The following is a 17,145-nucleotide window of genomic DNA, read 5'->3' on the forward strand; positions in this document are numbered from 1 at the left end:
GGGCCGCCGGGCTACAGCGCGGTGGTGGTCGCGTGCAGGGAGCCGAGCAGGGCCAGGGCCTGGGCGCTCGGGCTGCCGGGTTCGGCCTGGTAGACGACGAGTTGCTGGCCCGGAGCGTTCCGTACGTCGAACGCCTGGTACGTGAGGGTCAGAGGACCGACGTCCGGGTGGAGGAGGTGTTTGGCGTCCCGGGTCTTGCCGTGGACGGCGTGGGTGTTCCACCAGCGGGTGAAGTCCGCGCTGTGTGCGGTGAGCACGCGGACGAGTTCACGCAGCCGTGGGTGGTCCGGATCGAGGCCGGCCGCCTGCCGCAGGTGGCCCACGGTGGTCCGGGCCGTCTGGCCCCACCGGGTGTAGAACTGCCGGCCCGCCAGGTCGAGAAAGACCATGCGGGCGAGGTTGTCCGCCTGCTCGAAGGGTGAGTGCATGGCCTCGGCCAAGGCGTTGCCGGCCAAGACGTCCAAGGTCCGGTTGACGACGAACGCGGGGGCGCCCGGGTAGCCGTCCATCAGCTGGCGCAGGGCGGGGTCGACACGGTCCGTGGTGTGGGCGAACAGATCACTCGGCACCGTCCCGGCCAGCCGGTGCAGGTGTGCGTGGGCGTCGGCGTCCAGCCGCAGCGCGCGGCAGAGCGCGTCGACGACGGCGGCCGAGGGATGACGCTCACGTCCCTGTTCCAGGCGGGTGTAGTAGTCCACGTTCACGCCCGCCAGCACCGCGACCTCCTCACGGCGCAGACCGGCGACCCTGCGCACGCCGTAGCTCGCCATGTCGACGTCCTCGGGCCGCAGGCCCGCCCGGCGGGCGCGCAGGAACTCTCCCAGGTGGTTGTCGGGCATGTCCCCAGGCTAGGCCGCGCGGCCGGTGCGCTGCCTGGGCGTACCGCACCCAGGCAGCGGACACCCTGGTCGACCGCCTCCGACCTGCCCAGACTCGGCCGGGAGACAGATCCGCACCCGTGGACGAGGAGAGGCCGTCATGACCGAGAACACGACGGACGAGGACCGTGCCGACGTGGCCGGAATGTGGGTGACCGCCGACGGTCACATCCGCCAGGAGCTGCGGGCGGACGGCCGCTACGACGAGGCCCGGGGCAGCCGGCGCAGCGCCTACACCGGCAGCTACACGGTCACCGGCCGCCATATCGACTACGTCGACGACTCCGGTTTCACCGCGACGGGCGACATCCGCGACGGCGTGCTCCACCACGAGCACCTCGTGCTCTACCGAGAGGAACAGCAGGCATGACAGACGCAGCCAAGGTCGTGGCGGTCACCGGAGCGAGCAGCGGGATCGGCGAGGCGACCGCCCGCAGGCTCGCCGCCGACGGCCACCGCGTGTTCCTCGGAGCGCGGCGCACCGACCGCCTCGAAACACTCACCGAGGAGATCACCGCCGCGGGCGGCACCGCGGCCTTCCGGCGCCTGGACGTCACGGACGCCGCCGATGTCCGGTCCTTCGTCTCCGCCGCCCGCGAGCGCTACGGCCGCGTGGACGTGGTCGTCAACAACGCCGGCGTGATGCCGCTCTCGCCGCTGGAAGCGCTGAGGACCGACGAGTGGGACCGGATGATCGACGTCAACGTGCGGGGTGTCCTGCACGGTATCGCCGCCGCGCTGCCCGTGATGCGTGCCCAGGGCGGCGGGCACTTCGTGAACATCGCCTCCGTCGGGGCGTACGAGGTCTCTCCCACCGCCGCCGTCTACTGCGCCACCAAGTTCGCGGTCCGCGCGATCTCCGAGGGGCTGCGCCAGGAGTCCACCGGGGACATCCGGGTCACCCTCGTCTCCCCGGGCGTGACCGAGTCCGAACTCGCCGACGGCATCTCCGACCCCGCCGCCCGCGAGGCCATGAAGACCTACCGCGCGGTGGCGCTCCCCGCCTCCGCCGTCGCCGCGGCCATCGCCCACGCCGTCTCCCAGCCGCCGCAGGTCGACGTCAACGAGATCGTCGTACGTCCCACCGCGAGCGCCCAGTAACCGGCTCGCGCCCTACGCCGCCGCCAGCTCGCACCACACGTACTTGCCCCGGTTCCCGTACCTCGACAGCGGCTGCCAGCCCCACAGGTCCGAACAGGCCCGTACGAGCGCCAGCCCCGCCCCTCCTCCAGCTCCCCGAGCCGCCGCAACGGCACGGGGGGCTCCGGCGGTTCCGGGTCCGCGTCCCACGCCCCGATCCGGAGGGTGCCGAACTGGAGCACCACGCCCGCTTCCAGCGTCACGTCGCGATCCTGCACGTGCCGGGGCTGCTGCAGACGGAGGACTACGCCCGCGCAGTCTTCTCGTCCAGGCTGCCTGAACTCACCTCTGATGAACTGGAGTTGCGTGTCCGGCACCGGCTTCGACGCCAGCAGATCGCCATCCCGCACGAGTTGGTGATCCACGAGTCGGCCCTGCGCATCAGGGTCCGTGACCGATCTGCCTGCCGGGCTCAGTTCAAAAGGCTCGTTGAGGTTTCGGAGGCGGACCACATCACCTTGCGCGTCATCCCGCTCGATCTGGACGGATTCGCCACGGCTTCAAGCACCATGACCTACGTGGGCGGCTCCGTGGCCAAGTTGGACACTCCGAGTCTCAGCTCAACGTCTATCGAACGCGTTTCCGCAGGGTAGAGGATGTATCACTCGAACCCGTACGGTCGCGTGACTTCATCCACAACCTGACGAAAGAGCTGTGAGGAGCCTCACGGACACCTGGCGGAAGTCGTCGTACTCGGGCGAAGGCGATGGCCCACACAGCCGTCCGCGACACCAAGGTCCCGGCCAGAGCCACCCTCACCTTCCCCACTCGAAGCCCTGAAGGCGTCGCACCCCCACCCCTGACGCGGCTCAACCGTCGGCGTCATTCGGGACGCGGAGCCGGAGACGCTCACGGTGTGGCCATCGCTCTCAGGGTGCGTCACCCAGAAGTATTTCCATTCCCCATGCATCGCGTATGGCGTTGATTACGTGCTGGGCGCTGTAGGCAGAGACTCCGAGTTCCAGGCGGGCCTCAGCCAAATGTGCCGGATGACCGCGCCATCCTGCCGGCGTCGTCCTGCGTACTCTGCTCATCAGATCAGGACTGATGAAGATCCGCAGGACGGTGAGCAGGAAATAGGCGAATGTCGCTGCCTCGGCTATGAGGGCGCCTTCTTCGTCGGGGAGGCCGCGGGCACCGTCAGCGAGAGGCACTGCCTGGCCATGATGCACCAAAGCCGTGAGGGATTCCTCAAGCGATGTCACGCTCGGCCGTCGCCCGGTTCGGGTTTCGAATATCAGCCTGCGCAGCAGATGAAGGGCTGCCCCACCCTGTGGCGTCAGCGGAAGTTTCGCCAAGAGGAGGCGGAAACCTCCGAGCACCTGTGTCATCTCTTCGGCCGCCAGGAGCCGTACCACACTCTCCGTAGACTCTACGGGGACGGTCCGGTGCAGGTCAACGATGCGTCGGCAATAGCGGACCAGATCCCGCGGGAGCCCGCCGGAGAGCGCGTACGCAAACAGAATGTTGGAATCTCCCAGATTCGGAACGCGGCGAAGCAGGAGCGCGCGTGCTTCGTCCAGGTTGAAATAGATCACGTGGACGATGTCATCCAGAGTCGAGTCCGTGGCATCCCGATTGGGCAGACCGCGTCGCACGAAGGTGGCTCCGACGTCGTCGGCAACCGCGAGCAAGAAATGAACGTATGGGATCCCGAAGATCGTCTTGAGTTCATTGAGGAAGCTGATCGCGGCGTCTGCGCTCCCGAGTCTGTCCAGTTCATCGACCGCAATAATGCATGTCCCATGTTCCTCGTAGATCTCGTGAGCGATGCTGCTCAGCAGTCTACGAAACTCCGACACCAACTCAGGATAATTCGGTGGAAGGGTTGAATATGTGGCAGATGAACCGCCTGCCAGGCTGCTGATCTGCTGAACCGTGGGATTCCAGGATGTCGTCTTGGTCTGCACAGTGCGGAGGCGATGCAATTGGTCCCGGCACTGGCGGGCGAGCGGATATGCGCGACGCCTGGGGCTTCTCAGCGCGGCGAAAGCAAGCGCAGTAGCAGCTACCACCAGGGTGAGTCGGATGAGTGCCTGAGCCTCTACGGTTGGAACATGTTCGCCGCCCTGCGAGTAGTGGAGAAGCACGAAAAGGCAGGACAGAATGTAGCCGGTGACGACTCCCTGGGCCCAGATTTCAGACTTCTCCGGAGAGATCCGATGGCGCCCGATGCGGAGCCCGATGTCGATGGAGAACGGCACGATGAGTATTGCGATCGGATTGTCGTCAATGTTGCCGACGCTCCGGAGGGAGGGCAGTGAATGGAAGATTTCTTCGACGCTTCCGTAGGGCGCCATGACGACATATGCTGCAATGATGGCACCCAGCAGGTAGGTTGCCCGCAGAGTGAAGCGCAGGTAGTCCACAAGGCTCTTCACTATGGCGACCCGGAGGGCAAGGAATGCCGAGATCCCAAGAATTATCAGGGTGAAAGGATGCTGTCCGCTGACCGTCTCCGCGTAGAAATGAGAGATGTTTTTCCATAAGCTCAAAGTCCGGGAATCGACATCGAACCCCCGAGCCTGTGTGATCCACGCCGCTCCACCCCGTGCGGCAATGACTAGAATTCCTCCCGCCATGAGACAGATGATGCAGCGCCATATCAAGGTGCCCCGGTGAACGGCGCGCACCCGCCCACTGCCGAAGAGAACGGATACTCTTTTATAGGACGGGACCGAAATCCCCCGCATTCGCAGGTAGCCTTCGCAGACATCGACAAAAAGATTCAGTAGAAACTCTTGTGGTGCGTAGCTGGCCGGTGCGTGAGCGTAGACGGGCAAGGTCGCGATGGTGAGGGCGCCCTCCAGCAACGTAGTCTTCCCTGAACCGCGTGGCCCGCTGAGCGCGAGTGTCCCTCCGTCCAGTTGTGAGATCTTCTGGTTCAGCTCGACAGCCACCCGCCACGGGACAACGCGGCCCCGGTCGGCCGTGAGCCGAAGGCCGACGGAACTGGGTATGCCGGATTCTGGGTGAACTCCATCGTAATTCAGCCGCTCGACCACGTAGTGCACATATGCGAGCGGTGTGCGTAGGCGCATACTCCGGTGCCAGAACCTCCTGGCGCTACTGCTGGAGGCCCAGAAAAAGGCGGATTCCATCGAATGTGCCAGAAGTGTGAACGCCGGCGTTCGCGGGGTCCTGGCTCGATTCTGTCGGGTTCGGCGCCTCATGGTGTAAGCGGACTGCGAGCCGAAAATGACGATCAAAGCGATCATGCCCGCGAATCCGAGGAGGAAACCCCAGGACTTGATGAATGCGAAAGCGAAAGCCGTGCTTATGGCCAGATATGCCCACGTCGAAGGTTTCCGAAAGATCCCTTGGGTGTTTGACCGGATTTCCGCCTTTGCTGCCCTGTAGGCGTCCAGTGCGGCAAAGTATTGGGTAATCTCTTCCTCGAACTGGCGCAGTACCTGGCGTGCGTGGAAGGGTTCCAGCAGGGCGTTGCGTACCGCCGCGGCGACCGCTTCGGATTGTCGGCCCAGCAGCACGCGAACGGTGTCCTCGCGCAGCCAGTTCGCAACCGCCTTCTCGTAGGCTTTCCGGTTGGCTCCGTCCGGTGCAATGGCGTCTTCGAAGGCCCTGTCCCAGATGTCCTGACCACGAGCCTGCGGCATGCGCGTCCTCCGAGAATGATTCAGCAAGCGGCAGAACCCGCCAGTGGTGCGGCTTGTCTGATTATGATCCAGACAAACCGCATCTGGCGGCATTCTTGGAGAATCGGCCGGGGCTCGTAAGAGGATCATGAGCGGGCCCTGCAGAAGCGCCTCCAGCAGGACGTACGCGAGGGCGGCGCCTCGATCGGCACCGAAAACCACACCCCGTCCCTGACTGTCAGTCCCCACCAGTACCGTCGGTTCATGGCTGACCAGGCGGGGACCCCCACAGGCGAACGACGACTCGCCACCGTCGAAGGCGTGCTCGAACGCATCACGTATGCCAACGAGGAGAACGGCTACACGGTGGCCCGGGTCGACACGGGCAGAGGCGCCGGTGATCTGCTCACGGTGGTCGGGGCGCTGCTCGGTGCGCAGGTGGGGGAGTCGCTGCGGATGGAGGGGCGGTGGGGGTCGCACCCGCAGTACGGGAAGCAGTTCACCGTCGAGAACTACACGACCGTGCTGCCGGCCACCGTGCAGGGGATGCGGCGTTATCTGGGGTCGGGGCTGGTCAAGGGCATCGGGCCGGTGTTCGCCGACCGGATCACCCAGCACTTCGGGACCGACACCCTGCGGATCATCGAGGAGGAGCCGAAGCGGCTGGTCGAGGTGCCGGGGCTCGGGCCGAAGCGGACGAGGAAGATCGCCGACGCCTGGGAGGAGCAGAAGGCGATCAAGGAGGTCATGCTCTTCCTGCAGACCGTCGAGGTGTCGACGTCGATCGCGGTGCGGATCTACAAGAAGTACGGCGACGCGTCGATCTCCGTGGTGAAGAACCAGCCTTACCGGCTCGCCGCCGATGTGTGGGGCATCGGGTTCCTGACCGCCGACAAGATCGCCCAGTCCGTCGGGATCCCGCACGACAGTCCGGAGCGGGTGAAGGCGGGGTTGCAGTACGCGCTGTCGCAGTCCGCCGACCAGGGGCACTGCTACCTCCCGGAGGAGCGGCTCATCGCGGACGCGGTGAAGCTGCTGCAGGTCGACACCGGTCTGGTCATCGACTGCCTCGCCGAGCTGGCCGCGCCTCCGGAGGACGGCGAGGACCCCGGGGTCGTACGGGAGAGACTCCCCGGCCCCACCCCCGACGCCGAACCCGTCACCGCCGTCTACCTCGTCCCCTTCCACCGGGCCGAAGTCGCCCTCGCCGCCCAGCTGTTGCGGCTGCTGCGCACCGGTGAGGACCGGATGCCGGTGTTCCGGGACGTCGCCTGGGACAAGGCGCTCGCCTGGCTGAAGGACCGTACGGGCGTGGATCTCGCCCCCGAGCAGGAGGCCGCCGTCCGGCTCGCGCTGACCGAGAAGGTGGCTGTGCTCACCGGCGGGCCGGGCTGCGGCAAGTCGTTCACCGTGCGGTCGATCGTGGAGCTGGCGCGGGCGAAGCGGGCCAAGGTGGTGCTGGCGGCGCCCACCGGCCGGGCCGCCAAGCGGCTCGCCGAGCTGACCGGCGCGGAGGCGTCGACCGTGCACCGGCTGCTGGAGCTGAAGCCGGGTGGTGACGCGGCCTACGACCGGGACCGGCCGCTCGACGCCGACCTGGTGGTGGTGGACGAGGCGTCGATGCTGGACCTGCTGCTCGCCAACAAGCTCGTCAAGGCCGTGCCGCCCGGCGCGCATCTGCTCTTCGTGGGCGATGTCGACCAGTTGCCCAGCGTGGGGGCCGGTGAGGTGCTGCGGGACCTGCTCGCGGAGGAGAGCCCCGTCCCCGCCGTCCGGCTCACCCGGGTCTTCCGGCAGGCGCAGCAGTCCGGCGTGGTGACCAACGCGCACCGGATCAACGCGGGACAGCAGCCCGTCACCGACGGCATGAAGGACTTCTTCCTCTTCGTGGAGGACGAGACGGAGGAGGCGGGGAAGCTGACGGTGGACGTCGCCGCCCGGCGGATTCCGGCCAAGTTCGGGCTCGATCCGCGGCGGGACGTGCAGGTGCTCGCGCCCATGCACCGCGGGCCGGCCGGGGCGGGCACGCTCAACGGACTCCTCCAGCAGGCCATCACCCCCGCCCGCCCCGAACTGCCCGAGAAGCGGTTCGGCGGGCGGGTCTTCCGGGTCGGCGACAAGGTCACCCAGATCCGCAACAACTACGAGAAGGGCGAGAACGGTGTCTTCAACGGCACCGTGGGCGTGGTCACCTCGCTCGACCCGGTCGACCAGCGCCTCACCGTGCTGACGGACGAGGACGAGGAGGTGCCGTACGACTTCGACGAACTGGACGAACTGGCCCATGCCTACGCGGTGACCATCCATCGTTCCCAGGGAAGTGAATATCCCGCCGTGGTGATCCCGGTCACCACCGGAGCGTGGATGATGCTCCAGCGGAATCTGCTCTACACGGCCGTCACGCGGGCCAAGCAGCTGGTCGTCCTCGTCGGTTCGCGGAAGGCGATCGGGCAGGCGGTGCGCACGGTGTCCGCAGGCCGGCGCTGTACGGCGCTCGACTTCAGGCTCTCGACGCCACGCATCACAAAAAATGATCGATCAAATGAGTCGTGAAGGTCACAAGGCTCTTCCAGATGAGGAAACAAGGGGGCAGGATGAGCAGGTTGGCGGCACTGAGTGCCGCCGATAGGCCCAATGGTCGACCCCGAGTGCACTCTCCTGAGCCAAATGGGGGATGGTAGAGACAGTCAGGGCACCTCGAAGATGAGGCACTACGTCGGTGAGGGAAGACGTGAGCGACAACTCTGTAGTACTGCGGTACGGCGACGGCGAGTACACCTACCCGGTGGTCGACAGCACCGTCGGCGACAAGGGCTTCGACATCGGGAAGCTCCGGGCGCAGACCGGCCTTGTGACCCTGGACAGCGGCTACGGGAACACCGCTGCCTATAAATCCGCGATCACCTACCTCGACGGCGAGGCGGGCATCCTCCGGTACCGCGGATACCCCATCGAGCAGCTGGCGGAGCGCTCCACCTTCCTGGAGGTGGCCTACCTGCTGATCAACGGTGAGCTGCCGACCGTGGACGAGCTCACCACGTTCAAGAACGAGATCACGCGGCACACGCTGCTGCACGAGGACGTCAAGAACTTCTACCGGGGCTTCCCGCGCGACGCGCACCCGATGGCCATGCTGTCGTCGGTCGTCTCGGCGCTGTCCACCTTCTACCAGGACAGCCACAACCCGTTCGACGCGAAGCAGCGCGACCTCTCCACGATCCGGCTGCTCGCCAAGCTTCCGACGATCGCCGCGTACGCGTACAAGAAGTCGGTCGGCCACCCGTTCGTCTACCCGCGCAACGACCTCTCCTACGTGGAGAACTTCCTGCGCATGACGTTCTCGGTGCCGGCGCAGGACTACGAGCTGGACCCGGTCGTCGTCTCGGCCCTGGACAAGCTGCTGATCCTGCACGCGGACCACGAGCAGAACTGTTCGACGTCGACGGTCCGCCTGGTCGGCTCCTCGCAGGCGAACATGTTCGCGTCGATCTCCGCCGGTATCTCCGCGCTCTGGGGCCCGCTGCACGGCGGCGCCAACCAGTCCGTCCTGGAGATGCTGGAGGGCATCCAGGCCAACGGCGGCGATGTCGACTCCTTCATCCGCAAGGTGAAGAACAAGGAGGACGGCGTCCGCCTGATGGGCTTCGGCCACCGGGTCTACAAGTCCTTCGACCCGCGCGCCAAGATCATCAAGTCGGCCGCGCACGACGTCCTCTCCGCTCTCGGCAAGTCCGACGAGCTGCTGGACATCGCGCTGAAGCTGGAGGAGCACGCGCTCTCCGACGACTACTTCGTCTCGCGCAACCTCTACCCGAACGTCGACTTCTACACGGGTCTGATCTACCGTGCCATGGGCTTCCCGACCGAGATGTTCACGGTCCTGTTCGCCCTCGGCCGCCTGCCGGGCTGGATCGCCCAGTGGCAGGAAATGATCAAGGAGCCGGGTTCCCGCATCGGCCGTCCGCGCCAGATCTACACGGGCGTCGTCGAGCGCGACTTCGTGCCGGTCGAGGAGCGCTGAACGCGCCGCTAGGCACACGGGCATAGCAGAAGGCGCCCTGGAGCGCCGGTCCCCCCACGGGCCGGCGACCAGGGCGCCTTCCCGTGTCCCGGTGCGGATTCCCCCCACGGGATCCGGCCGGGCGCTCGGTACGGCAGCGCCTGAAACGCTGCTTTGAGCACAACGAGCAGAACTCGTCGTACTACTTGTCGTGCTCCAGTGATGCGGTGCGATCTGCCGGGACGCGCACGGCACGGGAGGGCCGCTCAAAGCTTCCCGTCGTACGTGCCCCGGCAACGCATCTCTGAGGAAGTCCCCCAAGACATCCCCAGATGCCAGGTCAGCGCCCCCCAAGACGCATCTCTGACATCGCCAACTTAGACCTTCGAACCCCTTCGATGGTTACGTTCACATCACTGTGATCTGCGTCTCTTGCATATGTCCGTTAGATGCGCAAGAGCCCCGATATAGCGATCGGAGCTCAAGCGTAAGGATGATGCACGAGCCTTGTGAAGAGCTTATGTGAGGTGCGCGTTGGACTCTAGGGGGACCGTGACATCCAGTGCGGCGAACCGGCGGTAACTTTCACCGGAAGGTGCGCAGCCGCAGGCTGTTGGTCACCACGAACACCGAGGAGAAGGCCATCGCGGCCCCCGCGATCATCGGGTTCAGCAGTCCGGCGGCGGCCAGCGGGAGCGCGGCCACGTTGTAGCCGAAGGCCCACACGAGGTTGCCCTTGATGGTGGCGAGGGTCCGCCGGGAGAGCCGGATCGCGTCCGCCGCCACCCGCAGGTCGCCGCGGACCAGGGTCAGGTCGCCGGCCTCGATCGCCGCGTCCGTCCCCGTGCCCATCGCGAGCCCCAGGTCGGCCGTGGCCAGCGCCGCCGCGTCGTTGACGCCGTCGCCGACCATGGCGACCGTCCGCCCCTCGCCCTGCAGCCGTCGTACGACCGCCACCTTGTCCTCGGGCAGCACCTCGGCGATGACCTCGTCGATCCCCACCGTCCGGGCGACCGCCTCGGCCACCGCCCGGTTGTCCCCGGTCAGCAGCACCGGGGTGAGCCCGAGCGCGCGCAGGTCGCGGACCGCCTCGGCGCTGGTCTCCTTGACCGTGTCGGCGACGCCGAGCACGCCCCGGACCTCGCCGTCCCACCCGACCAGGACGGCCGTACGACCCTCCCGCTCGGCCCGGGAACGCGCCCGGGCCAGCTCCTCGGGCACCTCGGGCGCCTCGGCGCCGGTCTCGGCGAGCAGCCGTCCCACGGTCACCTCGCGGCCCGCCACCCGCCCGCGTACGCCCCGGCCGGGGACGTTCTCGAAGTGCTCGACCGGGGGCAGTTCCCCGACCCGCTCCACGGCCCCCGCGGCGATCGCCCGCGCGACCGGATGCTCGGAGGCGTGTTCGAGCGCACCGGCGAGACGCAGCACCTCGTCCGCGTCGGAGCCCTCGGCGACGTACACCTCCTGAAGGCTCATCCGCCCGGTGGTCACCGTCCCGGTCTTGTCGAGTACGACGGTGTCGACCCGGCGCGTGGACTCCAGCACCTCGGGACCCTTGATGAGGATGCCGAGCTGTGCGCCCCGCCCGGTGCCGACCATCAGCGCGGTCGGCGTGGCCAGGCCCAGGGCGCACGGGCAGGCGATGATCAGCACGGCGACGGCGGCCGTGAACGCGGCGGCCGTGTCTCCGGTGACGCCCAGCCAGACCCCGAAGGTGGCGAGCGCGATCAGGATGACGGCGGGCACGAAGACGGCGGAGATCCGGTCGGCGAGCCGCTGCACCTCGGCCTTGCCGTTCTGCGCGTCCTCCACCAGCCGCGCCATCCGCGCGAGCTGCGTGTCCGCGCCGACCCGGGCGGCCTCGACGACCAGCCGCCCGCCCGCGTTGACGGTCGCGCCCGTGACGGCGTCGCCGACCGTCACGTCCACCGGCACGGACTCGCCGGTCAGCATCGACGCGTCCACCGCCGACGCGCCCTCGACCACGGTCCCGTCCGTGGCGACCTTCTCCCCGGGCCGTACGACGAACCGGTCGCCGACCGCCAGGGAGGCCACCGGGACCCGCACCTCACGGCCGCCGCGCAGTACCGCCACGTCCTTGGCGCCCAGCTCCATCAGCGCCCTGAGGGCCGCGCCCGCCCGCCGCTTGGAGCGCGCCTCCAGATAGCGGCCGAGCAGGATCAGCGCGACGACCCCGGAGGCCACCTCCAGGTAGATGGTGGACGCGCTGTCCATCCGCGAGACGGTGAACCGGAACTCGTCGTGCATCCCGGCCATGCCCGCGTCGCCGAGGAACAGTGCCCACAGCGACCAGCCGAACGCGGCGAGCGTGCCGACCGAGACCAGGGTGTCCATGGTGGCCGCGCCGTGCCGGGCGTTGGTCCAGGCGGCGCGGTGGAACTGCCAGCCGCCCCAGACGACCACGGGAGCGGCGAGTGTCAGCGACAGCCACTGCCAGTTGTCGAACTGCAGCGCCGGAACCATGGCGAGCAGCACGACCGGGGCGGCGAGCAGCGCGGAGACCAGGAGGCGGTGACGGAGGGCGGCGAGTTCGGCGTCGGGAGCTTCCTCGGGAGTCTCCTGCGGCGCCGGGGGTGCGGGCTCCTCGGCCGTGTAGCCGGTCTTCTCGACCGTGGCGATCAGGTCGGCGACCTTTACCCCCTGGGGGTAGCTGACCTTGGCCTTCTCGGTCGCGTAGTTCACGGTGGCGGTGACGCCGTCCATGCGGTTGAGCTTCTTCTCGACCCGGGCGGCGCAGGAGGCGCAGGTCATCCCGCCGATGAGCAGCTCGACCTCGGCGGTGTCGGGGGCCGCCGGCGGAGCTATCGGTGTCTGTGCGGTGGTGGTGCTGGTCATGTCCGGACTCCAGACAACGGACCGGGCCGTACGGATCCAGTATCAGCTGGTCGGCGCGGCCCGGCGGAGAGATACGTTTCCGTCGTACGTACTGCTCGTACTTGGCGTGGTGCTCGTACTGCTCGTGGTGCTGCGCGTGCCTTCCGGCTGTCAGGCGCGGCCGGCGAGCTCGAAGCCCGCCTCGTCGACGGCGGCGCGGACCGCCTCCTCGTCGAGCGCGGCCTCGGAGACGACCGTGACCTCGCCGCTGGCCGCGACGGCCGCCACCGAGCTGACGCCGGGGAGCCGGGAGATCTCGGCGGAGACGGATCCCTCGCAGTGTCCGCAGCTCATGCCGGCCACCTGGTAGACGGCGGTCACGGTGCCCGTGGTGTCGGTCTGGACGGTCATGTCGTTCTCCTCGTCGAGGCGTGTGGGGCCGATGGGGCCCACGAGGGAACCCCACTGTTGCCACACTATACCCCTAGGGGGTATTTCTCCAAGAGGGGTCGCGGCGCGCCAGCGAACGTACCCAGGCGATGCCGAGCAGCGAGACGAGGACCAGCAGGCCGACCGAGAAGAGGGTGAAGAGGTGCTCCTGCTGCACGGTGGGGCGCGGGATGTACCCCTCGGCGAACAGTTGGCGGTCCAGGCCGGTACCGGCCAGCCGGGCCACCAGCCAGATCGCGATGCCGTGTGTGGAGTCCCACAGGGCGTGCAGCAGGGAAACGCCCAGGTAGGCGGTGACGACCGGGGCGGTGAGGCGGAAGCGGCCGTTCGGGCGGCGGAAGGAGAGCAGCGCGGCGCCCGCGATCGCCGTCCACAGGCCGTGCCCGAAGGGGGCCAGCACCCCGCGCAGGATCTCCGTCTCGATCAGTGCCCGCAGGTCGATGCCCTCGGTGGAGACGGCCGCGTTGAACGCGTATCCCGCGCTCTCCAGCGCGGCGAAGCCGAAGCCGACGGCGGCGCCGAGCACCAGACCGGCCCGCAGGCCCCGGATCCCGGGCAGCCGGCGCAGCACGAACACCAGCGCGCCGAGCTTCACCGCCTCCTCGATCAGGCCGACGGAGACGAACATCCCCCAGGAGGGGTGGACCAGGTAGAACTCCATCACCGAGGCGCCCAGCACCCCGAGCGTGCCGCCGGTCAGGAAACAGCCGAGGATCGCGCTGACCCCGAGGTCACGGCCGTGCCGCTCGTACGCCCACAGCACGAAGACCACCGGCACCAGAAAGCCGCCGAGCAGGATCAGCGTCGGCAGCAGCGTGGTGTTCCGCGTCGCGTACGTCACCACCGCGGTCAGCGCCCACAGGGTGAGCCCGCCGCCGAGGCAGCGCTTCCACAGGCCCGCGCGGATCCGGGGGTACGGCGGGGGCGGCTGCTGCGGACCGGGGATGCGGGCCTGCGGCCGGCCGGGCTGCGGAGAGTGGATCACGGCGGGTCCCCTTGCTGCTCCTGCGGCGCCTGCGACGGCGAACTGGTGTGATTTAACCGCACTCTAGGCAGATGCGTTGTATGTCGCAGTTCGGGGGCGATGGCCGCCGGGGTGGCCGGGGTCAGTGCGCGGGCTGTCCCAGGCGGTCGCCGACCAGGGGGTCCAGGTAGCGGACGAGGACGTCCTTGATCTCCTGGATGTACGCCTGGCGCTCGGTGCCCTCGTGGCTGAGCACCAGCTCCAGCCCTGCCTTGTAGATGCCGAGGCTGACGTGCGCCGTGCGCGTGATGTCGGCCCTGTCGGCGTCCGGCGGGAGGAGCGAGGCGAGCAGGCCCTCGATGCGGCCGAGCAGGTTGGTGTGCAGGGCGTCGTGGGCCTCGGTGATGCCGCCGGGCGCGTCCGGGCCGTGCATCAGCGCGAAGAACACGGGGTGCTCGGTGTTGAAGGCGGTGAGGCGGTCCACGGTGGCGCCGACCGCGTCCGTCAGCGAGGTGGCGGGGTCGATCGGCGCGAGCGCCTCGCCGTAGGTGTCCCGCAGGTCGTGCATGAGCCGGTCGCCGAGTTCGATCGCGATCGCTTCCTTGTTCGGGAAGAACTGGTAGAGCGTGCCGGGGGAGACGCCGGCCTCGCGGGCGATGGCGTTGGTGCTGGCGGCCGTGTAGCCCGTGGTGCAGAAGACCGAGGCGGCGGCTTCGAGCAGCTGCTGGATGCGCCGCTCGCCGCGGGCCTGCCGTCGGCGCGGCTGCTCCTTGCCCGGGGCCGTGTCGCCGGGCTGCTCTGGCATGTCGGGCTTGTCGGGCACGCGTTATCCCCAGCTCTCCGAACGCGATTGACAAACGCGAGCGGTCGCTCGCATTCTGATGGAACGCGAGCGACGACTCGTGTTTGCCAGTCTAAAAGGCAATGGCCGACCCATGCTGCCCTGTGCGCGAAGCGGATGCGTACCGGCAGGCACTGGTCAGGGTGAAGGGGACACCGCAGGATGACCGAAGTCAACGATCCCTCGAAGGCCGGGAGCGGGGCCCGCCCGGGGGGCTGGACCAGGTTCGTGACCGCCCGGCCCCGGCTCTCCCTGCTGCTCGCCCTGGTGATCACCGCGCTCGCCGTGCTGGCCGGCAGCGGGGTCGCGGACCGGCTGGGCAGCGGCGGCTGGGAGGACCCGGCCGCCGAGTCGACGTACGCGACGAAGGCGCTGGAGCGCGAGTTCCCGGACTCCCAGCCGAACCTGCTGCTCCTGGTGGACACGCGCGGCGCCTCCGTGGACACCCCGGCGGTGGCCGCCGAGGCGAAGTCGCTGGCCGCCCGGCTGTCCGGCGAGAAGGGCGTCACCGGCGTCGGCTCGTACTGGCAGACCGGGTCACCGTCCCTGCGCGCCGAGGACGGCCACGAGGCGCTGATCGCGGCCCGGATCACCGGTGACGAGAAGGCGGCGGCCGACACCCTGGACCGCATCGCCCCGCACTACCGGGGCGCGCACGGACCGGTGACGGTCAAGGTCGGCGGCATGGTCGCGGTCCGCCACGACATGCAGACCATCATCAAGGAGGACCTGGCCCGCGCCGAGCTGATCGCCCTGCCCATCACGCTGATCCTGCTGGTGATGGTCTTCGGCAGCGCGATCGCCGCCCTGCTCCCGCTGGGCATCGGCATCGTCGCCATCCTCGGCACCAACGCGGTGCTGCGCGCCCTGACCTCCGTCACGGACGTCTCGGTCTTCGCGATGAACCTGACCACGGCCCTCGGCCTGGGCCTCGCCATCGACTACGCCCTCTTCATCGTCCGCCGCTTCCGCGAGGAACTCGACTCCGGCGCCGACCCGTTGACGGCGGTCGGCACCACCCTGCGCACGGCCGGCCGCACGGTCCTGTTCTCGGCGCTGACCGTCGCGGTCTCCCTGGCGGCGATGCTCGTCTTCCCCCAGTACTTCCTCCGCTCCTTCGCCTACGCCGGCATAGCGGTGGTCCTGCTCGCCGCGGCGGCCGCGCTGATCCTGCTCCCGGCGGCGCTCGTCCTGCTGGGCCACCGGGTCAACTCGCTCGACCTGCGCGGGCTGTTCCGCCGGGGCGCGCGGTCCCGGCCCGCCGGCGCCGAGGGCACGGCCTGGGCACGCACCGCGACCCTGGTGATGCGCCGGGCACCGCTCTTCGCCGTCGTCACCACGGCCTTCCTGATCACCCTCGGACTGCCCTTCGCGGGCGTCAGGTTCGGCACGGCGGACGACCGCCAGCTGCCGTCCACGGCCGAGTCCCATGTCGTCCAGCAGCACATCCGGGAGGGCTTCCCGGGCAACCCCGGCGGTGACCTGGAGGTCCTGGCCGAGGGCCGGGCGACCCGGGCCCAGTACGCGGCCTACAAGGAGCGGGTGGCCGCCCTGCCCGAGGTGGCCTCGGTCTCCGGCCCCCTGGTCAAGGGCGACTCCGCGTACTTCGCGGTGCAGCCGAAGGGCGAGTCGGTGGACGAGGACGCCCAGCGCCTGGTGGGCGACCTGCGCGCCCTGAAGACGCCCTTCGGCACCAAGGTCACCGGAACCGCGGCCGTCCTGGTCGACTCCAAGCACGCGATAGCGGACCGCCTGCCCTGGGCGGCGGCCTTCATCGCGATCGTCACCCTGTTCCTGGTCTTCCTCCTCACCGGCAGCGTCCTGATCCCGCTCCAGGCGGTCCTGCTGAACGCCCTCAGCCTCACGGCGATGTTCGGCGCCGTGGTCTGGGTCTTCCAGGACGGCCACCTCTCCGGCCTGCTCGGCTTCACCAGCCCCGGCTCCATAGAGACCACCCTCCCGGTCCTGATGTTCTGCGTGGCCTTCGGCCTCTCCATGGACTACGGCGTGTTCCTGCTCTCCCGCATCAAGGAGGAGTACGACAGGACCGGCGACCACGAGCGCGCGGTCCGCCTCGGCCTTCAGCGCACGGGCGGCCTCATCACCGCGGCGGCGATCATCCTGGCGGTGGTGATGGTGGCGATCGGCACCTCCCGCGTCACCAACACCAAGATGCTCGGCCTCGGCATCGCCCTCGCCGTCCTCATGGACGCCATGGTCGTCCGCAGCCTCCTGGTACCGGCGATCATGCGCCTCACCGGCAAGGCGACCTGGTGGGCCCCGGACCCGCTGCGCCGCTTCCACGAACGGTTCGGCCTGAGCGAGGGCGACGACAACGCGCCCCGAAAGGGGCGCGAGGCCGAATCCGATATCCGGCTGCCGCCGGGTGAGCGCGACCAGCCACCCTCAACCGTCAGTGTCTGATCCGACCGCGACCGCAA

11 protein-coding genes and 2 pseudogenes are annotated in these 17,145 nt (G+C 68.6%); 6 read left to right on the plus strand and 7 right to left on the minus strand.

All coding sequences use genetic code 11. The annotated features are described in order from the left end of the window. Positions 1-11 precede the first annotated feature (11 nt). Positions 12-839 (minus strand): helix-turn-helix transcriptional regulator, encoded by an 828-nt coding sequence (locus ACIPSJ_RS02120; protein ID WP_401342783.1) that lies wholly within the window; start codon positions 837-839, stop codon positions 12-14. Positions 840-978: 139 nt separating this feature from the next. Between ACIPSJ_RS02120 and ACIPSJ_RS02125 the strand changes: the two genes are divergently transcribed. Together ACIPSJ_RS02125 and ACIPSJ_RS02130 are read left to right on the plus strand one after the other, a co-directional pair. Further along, positions 979-1,248 (plus strand): Atu4866 domain-containing protein, encoded by a 270-nt coding sequence (locus ACIPSJ_RS02125; protein ID WP_401342785.1) that lies wholly within the window; start codon positions 979-981, stop codon positions 1,246-1,248. Next, on the plus strand, positions 1,245-1,979 hold the full coding sequence (locus tag ACIPSJ_RS02130; protein ID WP_393533410.1) for an SDR family oxidoreductase: 735 nt from the start codon (positions 1,245-1,247) through the stop codon (positions 1,977-1,979). Before ACIPSJ_RS02125 ends, ACIPSJ_RS02130 begins: the two co-directional genes overlap by 4 nt. Positions 1,980-1,991: 12 nt before the next feature. Here ACIPSJ_RS02130 and ACIPSJ_RS02135 read toward each other — a convergent pair. Continuing rightward, a pseudogene (locus ACIPSJ_RS02135) lies at positions 1,992-2,188 on the minus strand (ATP-binding protein); the annotation flags it as partial. On the opposite strand from ACIPSJ_RS02135, the pseudogene ACIPSJ_RS02140 reads away from it, so the two are divergent. Then, positions 2,135-2,676 (plus strand): annotated as a pseudogene (locus tag ACIPSJ_RS02140) (DUF5753 domain-containing protein); the annotation flags it as partial. The pseudogenes ACIPSJ_RS02135 and ACIPSJ_RS02140 overlap by 54 nt on opposite strands. A 211-nt stretch (positions 2,677-2,887) precedes the next feature. On the opposite strand, the gene ACIPSJ_RS02145 reads toward ACIPSJ_RS02140, so the two are convergent. Then, on the minus strand, positions 2,888-5,635 hold the full coding sequence (locus ACIPSJ_RS02145) for a P-loop NTPase fold protein (RefSeq protein WP_401342787.1): 2,748 nt from the start codon (positions 5,633-5,635) through the stop codon (positions 2,888-2,890). A gap of 243 nt (positions 5,636-5,878) precedes the next feature. Here ACIPSJ_RS02145 and ACIPSJ_RS02150 point away from each other — a divergent pair, with 243 nt between their 5' ends. After that, complete coding sequence (locus tag ACIPSJ_RS02150) at positions 5,879-8,167, plus strand: ATP-dependent RecD-like DNA helicase (RefSeq protein WP_401342789.1); 2,289 nt, start codon at positions 5,879-5,881, stop codon at positions 8,165-8,167. 178 nt (positions 8,168-8,345) lie between these two features. Next, complete coding sequence (locus ACIPSJ_RS02155) at positions 8,346-9,635, plus strand: citrate synthase (RefSeq protein ID WP_351690840.1); 1,290 nt, start codon at positions 8,346-8,348, stop codon at positions 9,633-9,635. Positions 9,636-10,199: 564 nt separating this feature from the next. Here the strand turns inward: ACIPSJ_RS02155 and ACIPSJ_RS02160 are convergent. From ACIPSJ_RS02160 to ACIPSJ_RS02175, 4 genes are all read right to left on the minus strand, one after another. Continuing rightward, the gene (locus ACIPSJ_RS02160; protein ID WP_401342791.1) at positions 10,200-12,470 is read right to left on the minus strand and encodes a heavy metal translocating P-type ATPase; all 2,271 of its coding nucleotides are present in this window, start codon (positions 12,468-12,470) and stop codon (positions 10,200-10,202) included. 150 nt (positions 12,471-12,620) lie between these two features. Further along, the gene (locus ACIPSJ_RS02165; RefSeq protein ID WP_359222464.1) at positions 12,621-12,860 is read right to left on the minus strand and encodes a heavy metal-associated domain-containing protein; all 240 of its coding nucleotides are present in this window, start codon (positions 12,858-12,860) and stop codon (positions 12,621-12,623) included. 73 nt (positions 12,861-12,933) lie between these two features. Next, positions 12,934-13,884, minus strand: a complete 951-nt coding sequence (locus ACIPSJ_RS02170; RefSeq protein WP_359222462.1) for a PrsW family intramembrane metalloprotease — start codon at positions 13,882-13,884, stop codon at positions 12,934-12,936. A gap of 121 nt (positions 13,885-14,005) precedes the next feature. Beyond that, a complete protein-coding gene (locus ACIPSJ_RS02175) occupies positions 14,006-14,668 on the minus strand; it encodes a TetR/AcrR family transcriptional regulator (protein WP_401344532.1) in 663 nt (220 codons plus the stop codon). Between the two features lie 198 nt (positions 14,669-14,866). On the opposite strand from ACIPSJ_RS02175, the gene ACIPSJ_RS02180 reads away from it, so the two are divergent. After that, entirely contained in the window at positions 14,867-17,128 is a 2,262-nt protein-coding gene (locus ACIPSJ_RS02180; RefSeq protein WP_401342793.1) for an MMPL family transporter, read from the plus strand. The last annotated feature ends 17 nt before the right edge of the window (positions 17,129-17,145 follow it).

The sequence above is a fragment of the Streptomyces sp. NPDC090088 genome (assembly GCF_044747345.1).
In the GTDB taxonomy this organism is placed as follows: Bacteria; Actinomycetota; Actinomycetes; order Streptomycetales; family Streptomycetaceae; genus Streptomyces.